At 67.3% G+C, this 18225-nt stretch carries 15 protein-coding genes; 13 read left to right on the top strand and 2 right to left on the bottom strand.

Annotation, left to right across the window (positions count from 1 at the left end):
• Positions 1-83: 83 nt before the first annotated feature.
• The 12 genes from NAV27_RS00770 to dctM all read left to right on the top strand — a co-directional run bounded on the left by NAV27_RS00770 (position 84) and on the right by dctM (position 15500).
• Entirely contained in the window at positions 84-1160 is a 1077-nt protein-coding gene (locus tag NAV27_RS00770; protein WP_102828076.1) for an HlyD family secretion protein, read from the top strand.
• Complete coding sequence (gene rbbA / locus NAV27_RS00765; RefSeq protein WP_102828077.1) at positions 1157-3901, top strand: ribosome-associated ATPase/putative transporter RbbA; 2745 nt, start codon at positions 1157-1159, stop codon at positions 3899-3901. The genes NAV27_RS00770 and rbbA overlap by 4 nt, the downstream gene beginning before the upstream one ends.
• Before the next feature lies 1 nt (position 3902).
• Entirely contained in the window at positions 3903-5030 is a 1128-nt protein-coding gene (locus NAV27_RS00760; RefSeq protein WP_102828078.1) for an ABC transporter permease, read from the top strand.
• A gap of 290 nt (positions 5031-5320) precedes the next feature.
• Entirely contained in the window at positions 5321-6394 is a 1074-nt protein-coding gene (rfbB, locus tag NAV27_RS00755; RefSeq protein WP_008569274.1) for a dTDP-glucose 4,6-dehydratase, read from the top strand.
• Entirely contained in the window at positions 6391-7263 is an 873-nt protein-coding gene (gene rfbA, locus NAV27_RS00750; RefSeq protein WP_008569273.1) for a glucose-1-phosphate thymidylyltransferase RfbA, read from the top strand. The genes rfbB and rfbA overlap by 4 nt, the downstream gene beginning before the upstream one ends.
• On the top strand, positions 7260-7805 hold the full coding sequence (gene rfbC / locus NAV27_RS00745) for a dTDP-4-dehydrorhamnose 3,5-epimerase (protein ID WP_102828079.1): 546 nt from the start codon (positions 7260-7262) through the stop codon (positions 7803-7805). The genes rfbA and rfbC overlap by 4 nt, the downstream gene beginning before the upstream one ends.
• Positions 7802-8713, top strand: a complete 912-nt coding sequence (rfbD, locus tag NAV27_RS00740; protein WP_054093900.1) for a dTDP-4-dehydrorhamnose reductase — start codon at positions 7802-7804, stop codon at positions 8711-8713. Before rfbC ends, rfbD begins: the two co-directional genes overlap by 4 nt.
• Before the next feature lie 87 nt (positions 8714-8800).
• Complete coding sequence (locus tag NAV27_RS00735) at positions 8801-10609, top strand: sensor histidine kinase (RefSeq protein ID WP_102828080.1); 1809 nt, start codon at positions 8801-8803, stop codon at positions 10607-10609.
• Entirely contained in the window at positions 10606-11991 is a 1386-nt protein-coding gene (locus NAV27_RS00730) for a sigma-54-dependent transcriptional regulator (protein WP_102828081.1), read from the top strand. The genes NAV27_RS00735 and NAV27_RS00730 overlap by 4 nt, the downstream gene beginning before the upstream one ends.
• 339 nt (positions 11992-12330) lie before the next feature.
• On the top strand, positions 12331-13326 hold the full coding sequence (dctP, locus tag NAV27_RS00725; protein ID WP_102828082.1) for a C4-dicarboxylate TRAP substrate-binding protein DctP: 996 nt from the start codon (positions 12331-12333) through the stop codon (positions 13324-13326).
• A 263-nt stretch (positions 13327-13589) separates the two neighbouring features.
• Positions 13590-14219, top strand: a complete 630-nt coding sequence (locus tag NAV27_RS00720; protein ID WP_054093896.1) for a TRAP transporter small permease — start codon at positions 13590-13592, stop codon at positions 14217-14219.
• The gene (gene dctM, locus NAV27_RS00715; protein ID WP_102828083.1) at positions 14220-15500 is read left to right on the top strand and encodes a C4-dicarboxylate TRAP transporter large permease protein DctM; all 1281 of its coding nucleotides are present in this window, start codon (positions 14220-14222) and stop codon (positions 15498-15500) included. It abuts the gene before it with no gap.
• A gap of 60 nt (positions 15501-15560) precedes the next feature.
• Here the strand turns inward: dctM and NAV27_RS00710 are convergent, their stop codons facing one another.
• Positions 15561-16169 carry a 2OG-Fe(II) oxygenase gene (locus NAV27_RS00710; protein ID WP_102828084.1) on the bottom strand — a complete coding sequence of 203 codons (609 nt, stop codon included), beginning with the start codon at positions 16167-16169 and terminating at the stop codon, positions 15561-15563.
• Positions 16170-16443: 274 nt separating this feature from the next.
• On the opposite strand from NAV27_RS00710, the gene NAV27_RS00705 reads away from it, so the two are divergent.
• Positions 16444-17199, top strand: coding sequence for a DUF2059 domain-containing protein (locus NAV27_RS00705; protein WP_102828085.1), 756 nt, complete (start codon positions 16444-16446; stop codon positions 17197-17199).
• A gap of 13 nt (positions 17200-17212) precedes the next feature.
• Here the strand turns inward: NAV27_RS00705 and bipL are convergent, their stop codons facing one another.
• The gene (gene bipL, locus NAV27_RS00700; RefSeq protein WP_102828086.1) at positions 17213-18151 is read right to left on the bottom strand and encodes a phospholipase BipL; all 939 of its coding nucleotides are present in this window, start codon (positions 18149-18151) and stop codon (positions 17213-17215) included.
• Positions 18152-18225: the final 74 nt, after the last annotated feature.

Genomic DNA, 18225 nt, shown 5'->3' with positions numbered 1-18225 from the left:
CGGCGCTTCCTTGATCTGGATGAACTACCTGTAACCCGTCCTCGCCTAGCATGGGGGCGGTCGTAATCGCGCAAGGACCCCGCATGAAACCCTCAGTCAAGAAAACCCTCACCCGTTCCGTGCTGGCACTGGCGGCGCTCGCGGCGGTCGGCCTGATCGTCTGGTCGGAGCTGCGCCCCAACGGCCTGGGCGAAGGCTTCGCCAGCGGCAACGGGCGCATCGAGGCCACCGAGATCGACGTGGCGACCAAGCTGGGCGGGCGCATCCGCGAGATCGCCGTCGACGAGGGCGACTTCGTCCAGCCCGGCCAGGTGCTCGCGCGCATGGACACCGAGGTGCTCGACGCCCAGCTCAACCAGGCCCGCGCGCAGGTACGCCAGGCCGAAAACGCCATCCTCACCGCGCAGGCGCAGGTCGCCATGCGCGAGAGCGAGAAGGCCACCGCCGAGGCCGTGGTGCACCAGCGCCAGGCCGAGCTGACTGCCGCACAGAAGCGCCACAAGCGCACCGAAACCCTGGTGGCACGCAACGCCATGGCGCGCCAGCAGCTGGACGACGACCTCGCCGCCAAGCAGAGCGCACAGGCCGCGCTGGCTGCCTCGCGCGCCCAGGTGCTCTCGGCCGAGGCCGGCATCGCTGCCGCGCGCTCGCAGGTGATCGAGGCGCAATCGGCGCTGGAGGCCGCCCAGGCCAGCGTCACGCGCCTGCAGGCGGACATCGCCGACAGCGAGCTGAAGACCGACCGCGTGGCCCGCGTGCAGTACCGCGTGGCGCAGCCGGGCGAGGTGCTGGCCGCCGGCGGCAAGCTGCTCAACCTGGTCGACCTGGCCGACGTCTACATGACCTTCTTCCTGCCCGAGCGCCAGGCTGGCCGCGTCGCGCTGGGCAGCGAGGTGCACATCGTGATCGATGCCGCGCCGGAGTACGTGATTCCGGCCAGGGTCAGCTATGTCGCCAGCGTCGCGCAGTTCACCCCCAAGACCGTGGAAACCGAGAGCGAGCGCGAGAAGCTGATGTTCCGCGTCAAGGCGCGCATCGACCCTGCGCTGCTGAAGAAACACATGGAGCAGGTCAAGACCGGCCTGCCCGGCATGGCCTACCTCAAGCTCGATGACGCCGCCGAGTGGCCGGCACACCTGCAGGTCAACGTCACGCCATGAGCGAGCCGCTCGCGCCGGTGGCGCAGATCACGGGCGTCACCCTGCAGTATGGCCAGACCCGCGCGCTGGACGCTCTCGACGTCGAGCTGCCGGCCCGCCGCATGGTCGGCCTGATCGGCCCGGACGGCGTCGGCAAGTCCAGCCTGCTGGCGCTGATCGCCGGCGCGCGGCGAATCCAGCAAGGCAGCGTGCGCGTGCTCGACGGCGACATGGGCGACGCCGGCCATCGCCGCGCCGTGTGCCCGCGCATCGCCTACATGCCGCAGGGGCTGGGCAAGAACCTCTACCCGACGCTCACGGTCGCCGAGAACCTGGAATTCTTCGGCCGGCTGTTCGGTCAGGACGCCGCCGAGCGGCGCTGGCGCATCGCCGAGCTAACCCGCAGCACCGGCCTCGCGCCGTTCCTCGAACGCCCGGCGGGCAAACTTTCCGGCGGCATGAAGCAGAAGCTCGGGCTGTGTTGCGCACTGATCCACGACCCCGACCTGCTGATCCTCGACGAGCCGACCACCGGCGTCGACCCGCTGTCGCGCGCGCAGTTCTGGGAGCTGATCGCGCGCATCCGCGCCGAGCGCCCGCAGATGAGCGTGCTGGTGGCCACCGCCTACATGGACGAAGCGCAGCGCTTCGATCATCTGGTGGCGATGGACGCCGGACGTATCCTCGCCACCGGCTCGCCGGCCGAGCTGCTGGCGCGCACCGCCAGCGACAGCCTGGAAGAGGCGTTCATCGGCCTGCTGCCGGAAGACAAGCGCCGCCGCCACCGCACGCTGGAAATCCCGCCACGCGAGGCCAGCGACAGCATCGCCATCGAGGCGCACGACCTGACCATGCGCTTCGGCGACTTCGTCGCGGTGGATCGCGTCAACCTGCGCATCGAGCGCGGCGAAATCTTCGGCTTCCTCGGCTCCAACGGCTGCGGCAAGACCACCACCATGAAGATGCTCACCGGCCTGCTGCCGGCCAGCGAGGGCCGCGCGCTGCTGTTCGGCAAGCCGGTGGACCCGCACGACCTGCAGACCCGCCAGCGCGTCGGCTACATGTCGCAGTCGTTCTCGCTGTACAGCGAACTCACCGTGCGACAGAACCTCGATCTGCACGCGCGGCTGTTCCACATTCCCGCCGAGCGCCGCGAGTCGCGCATCGGCGAGATGCTCGAGCGCTTCGAGCTGGCCGTCGAGGCCAACAGCCTGCCCACCGCGCTGCCGCTGGGCGTGCGCCAGCGCCTGTCGCTGGCGGTGGCGGTGATCCACGCGCCGGAGATGCTGATCCTCGACGAGCCGACCTCGGGCGTCGACCCGGTGGCGCGCGACGGCTTCTGGGAGCTACTGGTGCAGCTGTCACGCGAAGATGGCGTGACCATCTTCATCTCCACCCACTTCATGAACGAGGCGCTGCGCTGCGACCGCATCTCGCTGATGCACGCCGGCCGCGTGCTCGACAGCGACACGCCGCAGGGGCTGATGGCCAAGCGCGGCCTGGCGACGCTGGAAGAAACCTTCATCGCCTACCTCGAGGACGCCGTAGCCGAAGGCGCGGCTGCCGCCCCGGCGAGCCCAGCGCCGACGCGCGTCGCGCCACCGCCGACCGGCAATGGCAATGGCGCCGCGCAGAACCGCTTCAGCCTGCGCCGGCTGCTCAGCTACAGCCGCCGCGAGGCGATGGAGCTGCGCCGCGATCCGATCCGCGCCACGCTGGCGATGCTCGGCACGGTGATCCTGATGTTCATCATGGGCTACGGGGTCAGCTTCGACGTGGAGAACCTGAGCTACGCCGTGCTCGACCGCGACCAGACCACCACCAGCCAGGGTTACCTGCTGAACATCGCCGGCTCGCGCTACTTCATCGAGAAGGCGCCGCTGGCCAGCTACGACGAACTGGACCGGCGCCTGCGCAGTGGCGACATCAGCCTGGCGATCGAGATTCCGCCGAACTTCGGCCGCGACCTCAAGCGCGGGGCGGTGCCGCAGGTGGCGTTCTGGATCGACGGTGCCATGCCGATGCGCGCCGACACCATCAAGGGCTACGCGCAGGGCATCCACCTCACCTACCTGCAGCAACTGGCGCGCGAGGCCGGCGTCGAGGCGCAGCTGTCGCCGGCCGACGTGGCCATCCGCTACCGCTACAACCCGGACGTGCAGAGCCTGCCGGCGATGGTGCCGGCGATGATCCCGCTGCTGCTGATGATGATTCCGGCGATGCTCACCGCGCTCGGCGTGGTGCGCGAGAAGGAGCTGGGCTCGATCACCAACTTCTACGTCACGCCGACCACCCGCCTGGAGTTCCTGCTCGGCAAGCAGCTGCCGTACATCGCCCTGGGCATGTTCAACTTCGCCACCCTGGCGCTCTTGGCGGTGTTCGTTTTCGGCATTCCGATCAAGGGCAGCATCCTCACCCTGTGCCTCGGCGCACTGCTCTACGTCGCCTGCGCCACGGGCCTCGGCCTGTTGATGTCGTCGATCCTCAACAGCCAGATCGCGGCGATCTTCGGCACCACCATCGTCACGCTGCTGCCGGCGATCCAGTTCTCCGGGCTGATCCACCCGGTCTCGGCGATGGAAGGCGTCGGCGCCTTCGTCGGCAAGCTCTACCCGACCAGCCACTTCCTGATCATCAGCCGCGGGGTGTTCTCCAAGGCGCTCGGGCTGGTCGAGCTGTACCCGTATTTCATCCCCATGCTGCTGGCCATTCCGCTGCTGACGGCGCTCAGCGTCGCCGGTCTGCGCAAGCAGGAGAAATGACATGGGCCACACCGCACGCAAGCTCAGCAACATCCTCCAGCTCGGCCTCAAGGAGCTGCGCAGCCTCTACCGCGACCCGGCGATGCTGGTGCTGATCATCTATTCGTTCACCGTGGCCATCTACGAAGGCGCCACCGCGGTGCCGGAAGCGCCGCACCGGGCGAGCATCGCGGTGGTCGACGAGGACCGCTCGCAGGCCTCGCTGCGCATCATCAACGCCTTCCAGCTGCCGTATTTCATCCAGCCCAAGGCCATCGATCTGGCGCAGATGGACAGCGGCATGGACGCCGGCCTCTACACCTTCACCCTGAACATTCCGCCGGGCTTCCAGGAAGACCTGCTCGCCGGGCGCCAGCCGAGCATCCAGCTCAACGTCGATGCCACCCAGGTCAGCCAGGCGTTCACCGGTGCCGGACACATCCAGCAGATCATCGCCAGCGAGACCGGCGAGTTCGTCCGGCGCTACCGCGGCGGCGAAGCGCTGCCGGTCGAGGCGGTGGTGCGCACGGCGTTCAACCCCAACCTCAGCCGCGCCTGGTTCGGCGCGGTGAACGAGGTAATCAACCAGATCACCATGCTGGCGATCATCCTCACCGGCGCCGCGCTGATCCGCGAGCGCGAGCACGGCACCATCGAGCACCTGCTGGTGATGCCGGTGACGCCGTTCGAGATCATGGTCGGCAAGGTCTGGGCGATGGGGCTGGTGGTGCTGGCGGCGTCGGCGTTCGCCCTGCGCTTCGTCGTCGAGGGCTGGCTGGACATCCCGATCCAGGGCTCGCTGCTGCTGTTCGCCGGCGGCGCCGCGCTGCACCTGTTCGCCGCCACCTCGATGGGCATCTTCTTCGGCACGGTGGCGCGCTCGATGCCGCAGCTGGGGCTGCTGGTGATCCTCACGCTGATTCCGCTGCAGATCCTCTCCGGCGGGGTGACCCCGCGCGAGAGCATGCCCGAGCTGGTGCAGCAGGTGATGCTGTTCGCCCCGACCACGCACTTCGTCGAGCTGGCCCAGGCCATCCTGTTCCGCAGCGCCGGCGCCGCGGTGGTCTGGCCACAGCTGCTGGCCCTGGCGGCGATCGGCGCGGTGTTCTTCGTCGGTGCGCTGTCGCGGCTGCGCAAGTCGCTGCGCTAGCGCCGTTCGTCCTGATCCAGACAGGCGATTGCCGGGCATCAGGGCTCACACAAGGCTGGCCCGCGGATCGCCTCGGACAACGCGCGGGGCCTGGCTGGAGGTCCGCTCGCAGCACCTGCAACCCGCCGCCGGACTAGCATCCGGCCAGCACCCTATACTCCTCACCGTAACCAAACGGTCATGGCCGGCGCCGGGCGCCCCCGGGAATTTTTGCATCGCTGCCCGGTCTATCCAGCCGACACACGCTCAGAGCCTGACGCTCCAGAGCACGCCAAGGAAGCCCGATCACTATGCGCATTCTCGTAACTGGCGGGGCCGGATTCATCGGCTCGGCACTGATTCGCCACCTCATCCACGATACCGAGCACAGCGTGCTCAACCTGGACAAACTGACCTACGCCGGCAATCTCGAGTCGCTGGCCGCCGTGGAAGACCATCCGCGCTATCAGTTCCTCCAGGCCGACATCGCCGATCGTGAGCGGGTCAGCGAGGCGCTGCTGGACTTCCAGCCGGACGCCATCATGCACCTGGCCGCCGAATCGCACGTCGACCGTTCCATCGACGGCCCGGCCGAATTCATCCAGACCAACATCGTCGGCACCTATCAGCTGCTCGAAGCCGCCCGCGCCTACTGGCAGAGCCTGCCGGCCGAACGCCGCGAGGCCTTCCGCTTCCACCACATCTCCACCGACGAGGTGTACGGCGACCTGCACGGCACCGACGACCTGTTCACCGAGACCACACCCTACGCGCCCAGCTCGCCGTATTCGGCAAGCAAGGCCGCGTCCGATCACCTGGTCCGCGCCTGGCAGCGCACCTACGGCCTGCCGGTACTGATCACCAACTGCTCGAACAACTACGGGCCGTTCCACTTCCCCGAGAAGCTGATCCCGCTGGTGATCCTCAACGCGCTGGACGGCAAGCCGCTGCCGGTCTACGGCGACGGCGCGCAGATTCGCGACTGGCTGTTCGTCGAGGATCACGCCCGCGCGCTGCTCACGGTGGTGAGCAAGGGCGAGGTCGGCGAGACCTACAACATCGGCGGCCACAACGAGCAGAAGAACATCGACGTGGTGCGCGGCATCTGCGCGCTGCTCGAAGAGCTGGCGCCGCACAAGCCAGCCGGCGTGGCACGCTTCGAGGACCTGATCACCTTCGTCAAGGATCGCCCAGGCCATGACCTGCGCTACGCCATCGACGCCAGCAAGATCGAGCGCGAGCTCGGCTGGGTGCCGCAGGAAACCTTCCAGAGCGGCCTGCGCAAGACCGTGCAGTGGTACCTGAACAACCTCGAATGGTGCCGTCGCGTCCAGGACGGCAGCTATCAACGCGAGCGCCTCGGCGCCCTGGAGAACATCGCATGAAGGGAATCATCCTCGCCGGCGGGTCCGGCACGCGCCTGCACCCCATCACCCTCGGCGTGTCCAAGCAGCTGTTGCCGATCTACGACAAGCCGATGATCTACTACCCGCTGTCGGTGCTGATGCTTGCCGGCATCCGCGACGTGCTGATCATCTCCACCCCGCACGATCTGCCGCAGTACCAGAACCTGCTCGGTGACGGCAGCCAGTTCGGCATTCGCCTGCAATATGCCGAGCAGCCCTCGCCGGACGGTCTGGCCCAGGCGTTCCTGATCGGCGAGGAATTCATCGGCAGCGACCCGGTGTGCCTGATCCTCGGCGACAACATCTTCCACGGCCAGCACTTCACCGAGAAGCTGCAACGCGCCGCGCGCCAGGAAAAGGGCGCCACGGTGTTCGGCTACTGGGTCAAGGACCCGGAGCGCTTCGGCGTGATCGACTTCGACGAGAACGGCAAGGCGCTGTCCATCGAAGAGAAGCCGAAGAAGCCGAAGTCCAGCTACGCGGTGACCGGCCTGTACTTCTACGACAACGACGTGATCGAGATCGCCAAGTCGATCAAGCCCTCGCCGCGCGGCGAGCTGGAAATCACCGACGTCAACATGGCCTACCTCAAGCGCGGCGACCTCAACGTCGAGCGCTTCGGCCGCGGGTTCGCCTGGCTCGACACCGGCACCCACGACAGCCTGCTGGAAGCCTCGCAGTACGTGCAGACCATCGAGCACCGTCAGGGCCTGAAGGTCGCCTGCCTGGAAGAAATCGCCTACCAGCACAAGTGGATCGACCGCGAGCAGCTGCTGCGCCGCGCCGATGCGCTGGGCAAGACCGGCTATGGCCAGTACCTGTTCAAGCTGGCGGGTGAAGACGCATGAAGGTCGTCGAAACCAGCATTCCCGACGTACTGATCATCGAGCCCAAGGTCTTCGGCGACGAACGCGGTTTCTTCTACGAAAGCTTCAACGCGGCCGCTTTCGAGGCGGCCACGGGGCTCAAGCGCCAGTTCGTTCAGGACAACCACTCCAAGTCCCAGCGCGGCGTGCTGCGTGGTCTGCATTACCAGATCCAGCAGCCGCAGGGAAAACTGGTGCGGGTGGTCGCCGGCGAGGTATTCGACGTCGCCGTCGACCTGCGCAAGAGTTCGCCGAGCTTCGGCCGCTGGTTCGGCACCCACCTGAGCGCGCAGAACCAGCGGCAACTGTGGATTCCCGAAGGCTTCGCACACGGCTTCGTGGTGCTCAGCGAGAGCGCCGAGTTCCTCTACAAGACCACCGACTACTACGCGCCGGAGCATGAGCGCAGCCTGTTGTGGAACGACCCGGAGCTGGGCATCGACTGGCCGCTCGACACCCCACCGCAGCTGTCCGCCAAGGATCAGGCCGGCAAGCTGCTGTGCGATGCGGAGCTGTTTGCATGAAGATCCTGATCACCGGCAGCCGCGGCCAGCTCACCCGTGAACTGCAGCTGGAACTGGCCGGCGACGGCAAGGTGCTCGCCCTCGGGCACAACGTCCTCGACCTGGCCGATCCCGCGCAGATTCGCGAACAGGTGCGCCTGCTGCGCCCCGACCTGATCATCAACGCCGCCGCCTACACCGCGGTCGATCCGGCCGAACGCGAGCGCGAACAGGCGTTCGCGGTAAACGCGCGCGGCCCTGGCGTACTCGCCGAGGAGGCGGCACGGCTCGGCGTACCGCTGGTCCACTACTCCACCGATTACGTCTTCGACGGGCGCAAAGCCGGCGCCTACATCGAGCAGGACCCGCCACGCCCGCTGGGCGTATACGGTGCCAGCAAGCTGGCCGGCGAACAGGCGATCCAGGCGGTGGCCGGCGAGCAGCTGATCCTGCGCACCAGCTGGGTCTATTCCCTGCACGGCAAGAACTTTCTACTGACCATGCAGCGCCTGCTGCAGGAGCGCGACGAGCTCTCGGTGGTCGCCGATGAGATCGGCGCCCCGACCTGGGCGCGCAGCATCGCCCGCACCACCGGGGCGATGATCCGGCGCTGGCGCGACGGCCAGCGCCCGCTCGAAGGTCTCTATCACCTGAGCGCCGAGGGCGAGACGTCCTGGTACGGCTTCGCCTGCAGCATCGCCGAGCATCTGCAGAACCAGGGCACGCTGCGCGCGCGGATCGAGCCGATCCGCTCCTGCGACTACCCCACCGCCGCCCAGCGTCCGCTCAATTCACGGCTCGACTGTTCGCGCCTGCAGCGGGACTGGGACCTGCAGCTGCCGGACTGGGAAAGCGCCCTGCACGAATGCCTGAACGCCCCCTGCGCGATCCAGCTGGCGCGCCACGCCGCGCTGCAGCAAAGCCTCTGACCGCCCCGCCCACGGACCGGGCAACCGCGCGGCGCTGAATCTCGCATCACCGAACGTGCATAATGCGCCGGACTCACAGGCGCCCCCATGACCGCATCCGCACTCACTCATCGCCCCCGCTGGCGCAACCTCGCGCTGCTCGCCGTACTGCTGGCGCCGCTGCTGTGGCCGCTGCAGCAACTGGCCGACCGCTACTACCGCAGCGAACTGACCGAACAGAATCGCCAGACCCTCGACCTCTACGTCGCCAACCTGCTCGGCACGCTCAACCGCTACGAGGTGCTGCCGCGCATCCTCGGCGAGCTGCCGGAGCTGCGCTCGGCGTTGCACAATGCCGAAGTGCCGCAGGTCCGTGATCGCGCCAACCGCCTGCTGCGACAGCTGCAGCAACGCACCGGGGCCGACGTGATCTACCTGATGGATACCGCGGGCACCACGCTGGCGACCTCCAACTGGGACGCCGAGGACAGCTTCATCGGGCGCAACTTCGCCTTCCGCCCGTACTTCCGCCAAGCGATGGAAGGCCGTCTGGGGCGCTTCTTCGGCCTCGGCAACACCTCCGGCAAGCGCGGCTATTACTTCGGCTCGGCGGTGCGAGATGGCGACCAGATTCTCGGCGTGCTGGTGGTCAAGGTCGATCTGGACCACACCGAAACGCTGTGGGGCAACACCCCGGAGCAGCTGATGGTGACCGACGCCTTCGGCGTGGTGATCCTCACCTCGCGCGCGGACTGGCGTTTTCGCGCCAGCCGCGCGCTGAGCGCCGAGGAGCGCGAGCAGATCGCCTTCGACCAGCCCTACACCACCCTCGAGCCGCGCGACCTGGCGCTGAACATCGACGCCTGGCTGATCCAGAGCCGCGAACTGAAAGAGACCGGCTGGAGCGTGCGCATCCTCGCGCCGATCGCGCTGGTCGAGCGGCCGGTACGCACCGTGGTCGCCATCGGCGGCGCCACCCTGCTGGCGCTGCTGCTGTTGCTCGGCCTGCTGATGCAACGCCGGCGGCACTTTCTTGACCGCCTGGCGCTCGACGTGCAGGCCCGCCGCGAACTGGAGCAGCGTGTGCAGGAACGCACCCGCGACCTCGAGGCGCTGAACAGCCGCCTGAAGGTCGAGGTGCTCGAACGCGAACAGGCCCAGCAGGAGCTGGTGCGCGCCCAGGACGAGCTGCTGCAGGCCGGCAAGCTGTCAGCACTGGGCACCATGAGCGCCAGCATCAGCCACGAGCTGAACCAGCCGCTGGCGGCGATCCGCAGCTACGCCGACAACGCCGGCGTGCTGCTTGACCAGCAGCGCAACGCCGAGGCACGCGACAACCTCAGGCTGATCAGCGAACTGACCGCGCGCATGGCCTCGATCATCGCGCACCTGCGCGCCTTCGCCCGCCGCGACCAGCACGCGCCCGAGCGCGTCGCCCTGCAGCCGGCGCTGGACGATGCGCTGGCGCTGCTGGCCAAGCGCCGCCAGGCGATGGGCGTCGAGCTGGTGCGCGATCTGCCGGAAGCCACGTTGTGGGTACAGGCCGGCGAGACGCGCTTGCGGCAGATCCTCGCCAACCTGCTGGCCAACGCCCTCGACGCCCTCGCCGAGCGCCCGCCGGTCAGGCGCATCTGGCTGCGCGCCGAACAGCAGGGCAAGGGCGTACTGCTGACCCTGCGCGACAACGGCCCGGGGTTTTCCGCCGAGGCGCTGCGCCGCGCACGCGAGCCCTTCTTCACCACCAAGACCAGCGCCCAGGGGCTCGGTCTCGGCCTGGCGATCTGCGATACGCTGGTGCGCGCGCTGGGCGGCGAGTTGAGCCTCGCCAACCACCCCGACGGCGGCGCCCAGCTGGGCCTGTTCCTGCGCAGCGCCGAACCCGGCGCCGCCTTCCCGACCGAGGATCATCTGCAATGAGCGACAACCTGATCAGCGCCGACGCCCAGGTGCTGCTGATCGACGACGACCCGCACCTGCGCAAGGCGCTGAGCCAGACCCTCGATCTGGCCGGCCTGCGGGTGGTCAGCCTGGGCGATGCGCGCGAGGTGGGCGCACGGCTGCCGGCCGACTGGCCGGGCGTGGTGGTCAGCGACATCCGCATGCCCGGCATCGACGGCCTGGAGCTGTTGCAGCAGCTGCGGGGGCGCGACGCCGAGCTGCCCGTCATCCTCATCACCGGCCACGGCGACATCCAGCTGGCGGTGCAGGCGATGCGCGCCGGCGCCTACGATTTCCTCGAAAAACCCTTCCCCAGCGAAGCACTGCTCGACAGCGTGCGCCGTGCCCTCGCGCTGCGCCAACTGGTGCTGGACAACCGCAGCCTGCGCCTGGCGCTGGCCGATCGTCAGCAGCTGACCGCGCGCCTGCTCGGCCATTCGCCGGCGATGCTGCGCCTGCGCGAGCAGATCGGCGCGCTGGCCGGCACCCAGGCCGACGTGCTGATCCTCGGCGAAACCGGCGCCGGCAAGGAGGTGGTCGCGCGCGCGCTGCACGACCTGTCCAGCCGGCGCAACGGCCCGTTCGTGGCGATCAACGCCGGTGCCCTGGCCGAGTCGGTGGTCGAGAGCGAGCTGTTCGGCCACGAGCCGGGCGCCTTTACCGGCGCGCAGAAGCGACGCATCGGCAAGTTCGAGTTCGCCAACGGCGGCACGCTGTTCCTCGACGAGATCGAGAGCATGAGCCTGGACGTGCAGGTCAAGCTGCTGCGCCTGCTGCAGGAGCGCGTGGTCGAGCGGCTCGGCGGCAACCAGTCGATCGCGCTGGACATCCGCGTCATCGCCGCGACCAAGGAAGACCTGCGCGTCGCAGCCGATCAGGGCCGCTTTCGCGCCGACCTCTATTACCGCCTGAACGTCGCACCGCTGCGCATCCCGCCGCTGCGCGAGCGCAACGAGGACATCCTGCTGCTGTTCCAGCATTTCGCCGAAACCGCCGCCCAGCGCCACGGCCTGCCAATACGCGATCCGCAGCCGGAGCAGCGCGCCCTGCTGCTGCGCCACGACTGGCCCGGCAACGTGCGCGAGCTGCAGAACACCGCCGAGCGTTTCGCCCTCGGCCTCGGCCTGGGCCTGGAGCAGGCCGCCGCTGGCGCGCCGATGCCGGGCGGCGGCACGCTGGGCGAGCAGGTCGACGCCTTCGAGCGCGCGCTGATCGCCGCCGAACTGGCGCGCCCGCACAGTTCGCTGCGCAGCGCCGCCGAGGCGCTCGGCCTGCCGCGCAAGACCCTGCACGACAAACTGCGCAAACACGGCCTGAGTTTCGCCGAGGCTGGCGGAAGTCCGCCCGATGACGGGGAATGATTGGCGGGTTTCCGCCATCCCACCCGAACACGCCTCGCCTGCGACGAATTGCCTCGAATCCTCCCCGCGGCGCCGCCAGCCGCGCCGCGCGCAACCCGCAAAGCTGCGACCCAGACGGCTTTCCTGGCATCTGCCGATTCAAAGCGTCATGCGCAGCTGGTACAAGCTTTGCCCACGCGAGGCTGCAGCCGCCGGCTGGCACAGGCATTGCTAACCTACTGAAGCCTTGCGGGACATGTCGCTCGACGGCAGGAGGCATCGCCAAATGCTGCCTAGACTCATCGCAGGTCACTGCCGAATCGTCGCGCGGCGATTCTTCACAACAAGAGGGAAACACCAATGTTCAAACTGACTGCCAAGGCGCTGGCTTGCGCCCTGTCGCTGAGCATCGCCGGCCTGGCCCATGCGGCCGACCCGATCACCATCAAGTTCTCCCACGTGGTCGCCGAGAACACGCCGAAAGGCCAGGGCGCCCTGCTGTTCAAGAAGCTGGTGGAAGAGCGCCTGCCGGGCAAGGTCGAGGTTCAGGTTTACCCGAACTCCTCGCTGTTCGGTGACGGCAAGGAAATGGAAGCCCTGCTGCTGGGTGACGTGCAGCTGATCGCGCCGTCGCTGGCCAAGTTCGAACACTACTCTAAGGGCGTCCAGGTCTTCGACCTGCCGTTCCTGTTCGATGACATCGCCGCGGTTGACCGCTTCCAGAAGGGCGAGGCCGGCCAGAAGCTGCTGCGCTCGATGGAAGACAAGAACATCACCGGTCTGGGCTACTGGCACAACGGCATGAAGCAGCTGTCGGCCAACAAGAAGCTGATCGAGCCGAAGGACGCCCGTGGTCTGAAGTTCCGCGTACAGGCTTCCGCCGTACTGGACGAGCAGTTCAAGGCCGTGCGCGCCAACCCGCGCAAGATGAGCTTCGCCGAGGTCTACCAGGGCCTGCAGACTGGCGTGGTTAACGGTGCCGAGAACCCGTACTCGAACATCTACTCGCAGAAGATGCACGAAGTGCAGAAGTACATCACCGAGTCCAACCACGGTCTGCTGGACTACATGGTGATCACCAACACCAAGTTCTGGAACGGTCTGCCGGCTGACATCCGCGGCGAACTGGAAAGCATCCTGGCCGAGGTCACCGTCGAGGTGAACAAGCAGGCCGATGCGCTGAACCAGGGCGACAAGCAGCGCATCCTCGATGCGGGCACCACCGAAATCATCACCCTCACCCCGGAGCAACGCGGCATGTGGCGCGATGCGATGAAGCCGGTGTGGAAGAAGTTCGAGGGCGAGATCGGTGCTGACCTGATCAAGGCCGCCGAAGCCGCCAACCAGGCGAAATAAGCTGTACCAGGGGCGGGCTACCCGCCCGCCCCTGCTGTAATTCCGGAAGTACCGACAGCCCAGTGAAAAAACACAGCAGCTAGCGAAGACGACGCCCGCACCAAGGGCAGGACGGCAGAGGCCCAGGCGATCCCGGCCACACCGCTTCTCTGGCGACAACAAGAGTTTTCATTGTGCTGTTACTCCAGCCGCCCCGGCTGGTTCATGGCACACGTTCCGTGTTCGCCCACCGTAAACTTGCAGTCCATCGGGAGATGTCATCCATGAACGCCCTGCGGCGCGTCTGGGACCACTTCGAGGAGAGCTTCATCGCTTTCCTGCTGGCGGCCATGACACTGGTGACGTTCGTCTACGTCATTCTCAACAACCTCTACACGCTGTTCTACGACCTGGGCGATCGGTTCGAGGGCAGCGCCGATTTCTGGTTCGCCATCGGCGACTTCATCATCGGCCTGGCCCAGTCCATGACCTGGAGTACCGCGCTGACCAAGGCGCTGTTCGCCTGGCTGATCTTCTTCGGCCTGGCCTATGGCGTGCGCACCGCCGGCCATATCGGCGTCGATGCGCTGGTCAAGCTTGCGCCGCGCCACGTGCAGCGCATCATCGGCATCATCGCCGGCCTCATCTGCCTGGGCTACGCCGGGCTGCTGAGCGTCGCCAGCTTCGAGTGGATCCACACCCTGTTCAACGCCAACATCGGCGCCGAGGACTTGGGCCACATCGGTATCAAGCAGTGGCACATCGGCCTGATCGTGCCGTTCGGCTTCGCGCTGATGTTCATCCGTTTCGCCGAGATTTTCGTGCGCATCCTGCGTAATCAGCAGACCGGTCTGGGGCTCGCCGACGAAGCCGCCGATGCGGTCAAACTGACCGAGCACGAGGAGCACAAGTAAATGACCATCCTGTTTCTGTTCGCCCTGCTCTTCCTGCTGATGTTCCTCGGCGTACCGATCGCCGTGTCGCTGGGCCTGGCCGGCTCACTGACCATCATGATCTTCAGCGAGGACTCGGTGCGCTCGCTGGCGATCAAGCTGTTCGAGACCTCCGAGCACTACACCCTGCTGGCGATCCCGTTCTTCCTGCTTGCCGGTGCATTCATGACCACCGGTGGCGTGGCGCGCCGCCTGATCGACTTCGCCAATGCCTGTGTCGGCCATATCCGTGGCGGCCTGGCCATCGGCGCGGTCCTGGCGTGCATGCTGTTCGCCGCACTGTCCGGCTCCTCGCCGGCCACCGTGGCCGCGGTCGGCTCCATTGCCATCGCCGGCATGGTGCGCTCCGGCTACCCGCAGGCCTTCGGCGCGGGCATCGTCTGTAACGCCGGTACGCTGGGCATCCTCATCCCGCCGTCGGTGGTGATGGTGGTCTATGCCGCCGCGACCGAAACCTCGGTCGGCAAGCTGTTCATGGCCGGCGTGGTGCCGGGCCTGCTGCTCGGCACGGTACTGATGGTGGCGATCTACATCATCGCGGTGAAGAAGAACCTGCCGGCGCTGCCGCGCGCGACCTTCCGCGAGTGGCTGTCCTCTGCACGCAAGGCGATCTGGGGCCTGCTGCTGATGGTGATCATCCTCGGCGGCATCTATTCGGGCATGTTCACCCCGACCGAAGCGGCCGCCGTGGCAGCGGTGTACTCAGGCTTCGTCGCGCTGTTCGTCTACAAGGACATGACCATCCGCGAATGCCCGAAGGTGATCCTGGAGTCGGCCAAGCTGAGCATCATGCTGATGTTCATCATCGCCAACGCCATGCTGTTCGCCCACGTGCTGACCACCGAGCAGATCCCGCAGACCATCACCGCCTGGGTGCTGGAAGCCGGCCTGCAGCCGTGGATGTTCCTGCTGGTGGTGAACATCGTGTTGCTGGTGGCCGGTGCCTTCATGGAGCCGTCGGCGATCATCCTGATCCTCGCCCCGATCCTCTTCCCGATCGCCGTGCAGCTGGGCATCGACCCGATCCACCTGGGTGTGATCATGGTGGTGAACATGGAGATTGGCCTGATCACGCCGCCGGTGGGCCTGAACCTGTTCGTCACCTCGGCAGTGACCGGCATGACCGTCACCCAGGTGATCCGCGCCGCCATGCCGTGGCTGATGATGCTGCTGAGCTTCCTGGTGATCATCACCTACGTGCCGTGGATTTCCCTGGCGCTGCCCGAAGCCCTGGGCATGTAGCGTTCGACCTCTCTGCTTTCCTTTTTTGCCCGGCCTTAGTGCCGGGCTTTTTTTTGCCGTTCAGGCCGACAGCGGCAGCGCGGCGCGGCGACGGAACCAGCCAGTGACCGACAGGCGGTCGACCTGCGTCGGCAGCACTTCATGCGGGAACTCGCCGGCCATGAACACCACCAGGGTGCCTGCATCCGGGGCGACATCGAGGCTCTCACCGTCGGCCAGATACAGGCGCAGGGCGCCGCCGTGATCGGGCTGCCAGTCCGGATTGAGATAGAGCACGGCGGTCACGCTGCGGCTGTCATCGTCGCGAAAACGGTCGAGATGCGTCTTGTAGAACGCGCCCGGCGGATAGAAAGCGAAGTGACACTCGAACTCCTCCAGGCCGAGGTACAGCTCGCGGTTGAGCTGCTCGCGCAGCGCATCCATCAGCTGCAGGTAGAGATCGCTGGCGGCCGACTGGCCGGATTCCAGCCAGAGAATGCGGTCGCTGCGTATGCCTTCATGCACCGCCTGGCTTCCGCCGCGTCCGATCGCGGCTGGCACCATGACACCCTCCGCCTCGCGGCGGCGACACTCTTCGGCGAGGCGGAGGGAGTCATGGCCTGGGATGAACGCACGCTGTACCGACCAGCCACGCACGGCCAGGTCATCGATGAGAGTCGAAAACTGCAAGATCAGGGCTCCGAGAGATCGGGATCATCGAACCGCCACGGCGGGCCACGCGGCGCAACGGGGAACGATGCGCGCAGCTGACATTCAAGATGATCTGGGGAAGAGGCGCACGATCATGCGCCCGGTGGCGTATTCTGCGCCCGCCGGGTGGCATCGGGAAATGCCCACGTGGCGGCCGGACTGTGGCAATTCGTCCAGCCTCCCGACCGCGCCAGCCCCGCTCGACAGTCGGCCAGGCGGCGTCGACAATGCCCGACCCCGTACAGGAGATCCCATGCGCGCCTTTCTTGCCCTTGCCCTTTTGGTCATCAGCTTCGCCAGCCAGGCGGATGCCTACGAAGAACTCTACGAAACCGCCGGCTGGACCGAGCAGCGCGCCAATTTCAGCGACGCGCTGACCGCCGCCCAGCAGCGCTACAAGGACAGCCTGCCGCCGGCGGTATTCCAGGCGCTGGTCGACAACAGCAACCGCCGTTTCGCCAGCGACGCCGTGGATCGGCGCGCCCTGCAGGCGCTGCGCGAGCACCTGGCCGAGCCGCAGCCGGCGCTGCAGTTCTTCCAGACTCCGCTGGGGCGCAAGGTCGTCGCCGCCGAAGTACTGGCGGCACGCCGCGAACAGCTCGCACAGCATGCCAACGGCCTGCCGCGGATGGACGCCGGCAGCAATCGCCAGTTGTTGATCCGCCATCTGGCGCAGGCCATTCCGGCCAGCGCCGCCGGGGCCGAAGTCAGCCTGGCACTGGCCGGTGTGGCCGCCGACAGCCTCAGCCAGATGCTGCCCGGCATTCTCGGCGGCGGTCAGGCGCAGGGGCTGCTGAACAGCCAGCGCGAACGGCTGGTGCAGCAGATCGAGGGCGATCTGGACAACACCCTGCTGTATGTCTATCGCTCGCTGTCCGATGCCGAGCTGGAGGAGTACCTGCAGTACGCCCAATCCGCCGAGGGCACGGCGTACTACGCGGCGGCGCTACAGGCGCTGCGCGCGGGTCTGGCGGTAGGCCCGGATTCGGTCCAGGCGCAGCAGCGCTGAGCGCCACCCGCGCTCATTTCAGGCGCTCGCGCAGGAAGGCGAAATAACGCTGGCGCAGCGCCTCGCTTTCGTTGACCAAGTGATGGCGCGCGGCCGGCAGGCGCAGGATCTCCGGCGCGGCGAACTTGCTCTGCAGCACCGGCAGGTTGTACTGCCAGTCCACCGTCATGTCCGCCTCGCCCTGGATAATCAACGGCGACTCGCCGCTGCCCGTCGCCTTCTCGATGCGCGGAATCCAGCGCGACAGCGCGCCGACCCAGGCCGTCGGCAGGATGTTCGCCTGCAGCGGGTCCTCGGTCTGCACGAACTGCAGGAAGCGCGTGTCGCTGGAGTTGTCGCTGAAGCTGCGCGGGATCTGCTGGACGAAGCGGCGCACCAGCTCGTAGCTGAGCCTCGAGCGCAGCCAGGCGCGCGGCCGTACCAGCGGCGCCAGCAGGATGGTGCGACCGCGCTCGGCGTTCTGCGGCTGATGCAGCAGATGATCGAGCAGGATCGCGCCGCCGGTACTCTGCCCGAGCAGGTGCCACGGCCGTGGCAGATCGAGCTGGCGCGCCTGCTCGAACAGGCCGTTGAGCACCGCCTGGTATTCCTCGAACTCGTTGATGCTGGCCGGCGGCCCGCTGGACAGACCGTGTCCCGGCAGGTCGCAGGCGAGTACGGCGAAGCCCATGTCCAGGCCCCATTCGACGACATGGCGGTACAGCCCCATGTGATCGTAGTAGCCATGCATCACCAGCAGGCTGGCGTACGGCTGCGGCGGCCACCAGGCCTGGGCCACCACGTCGTAGTCGCCCACGCGAAAACGCCCGAGGCGGCTGTGAATGTCACGCCGCTGTGGCAGATCGAGGCCGTAATAGGCTTGGTAGTGCCGGGCCTCGGGGCTCAGCTCGGTGGCGGCGTGCAGCTCGCCAAGCTGCGCACGCAGCAGGTCGGGTTGGATTCGCTGGGGCATGGCCGTTCAGTTCGTCGAAACAGCGGACGTCATAAGTCCTGTGCAGAAAACCGCCGCAGCGGCGCGGCATGACG

It is taken from the genome of Stutzerimonas degradans, from assembly GCF_024448505.1.
GTDB lineage: Bacteria > Pseudomonadota > Gammaproteobacteria > Pseudomonadales > Pseudomonadaceae > Stutzerimonas > Stutzerimonas degradans.
The sequence above is the reverse complement of the archived record's forward strand: the minus strand, read 5'-3'. Positions and strand labels throughout refer to the sequence as shown.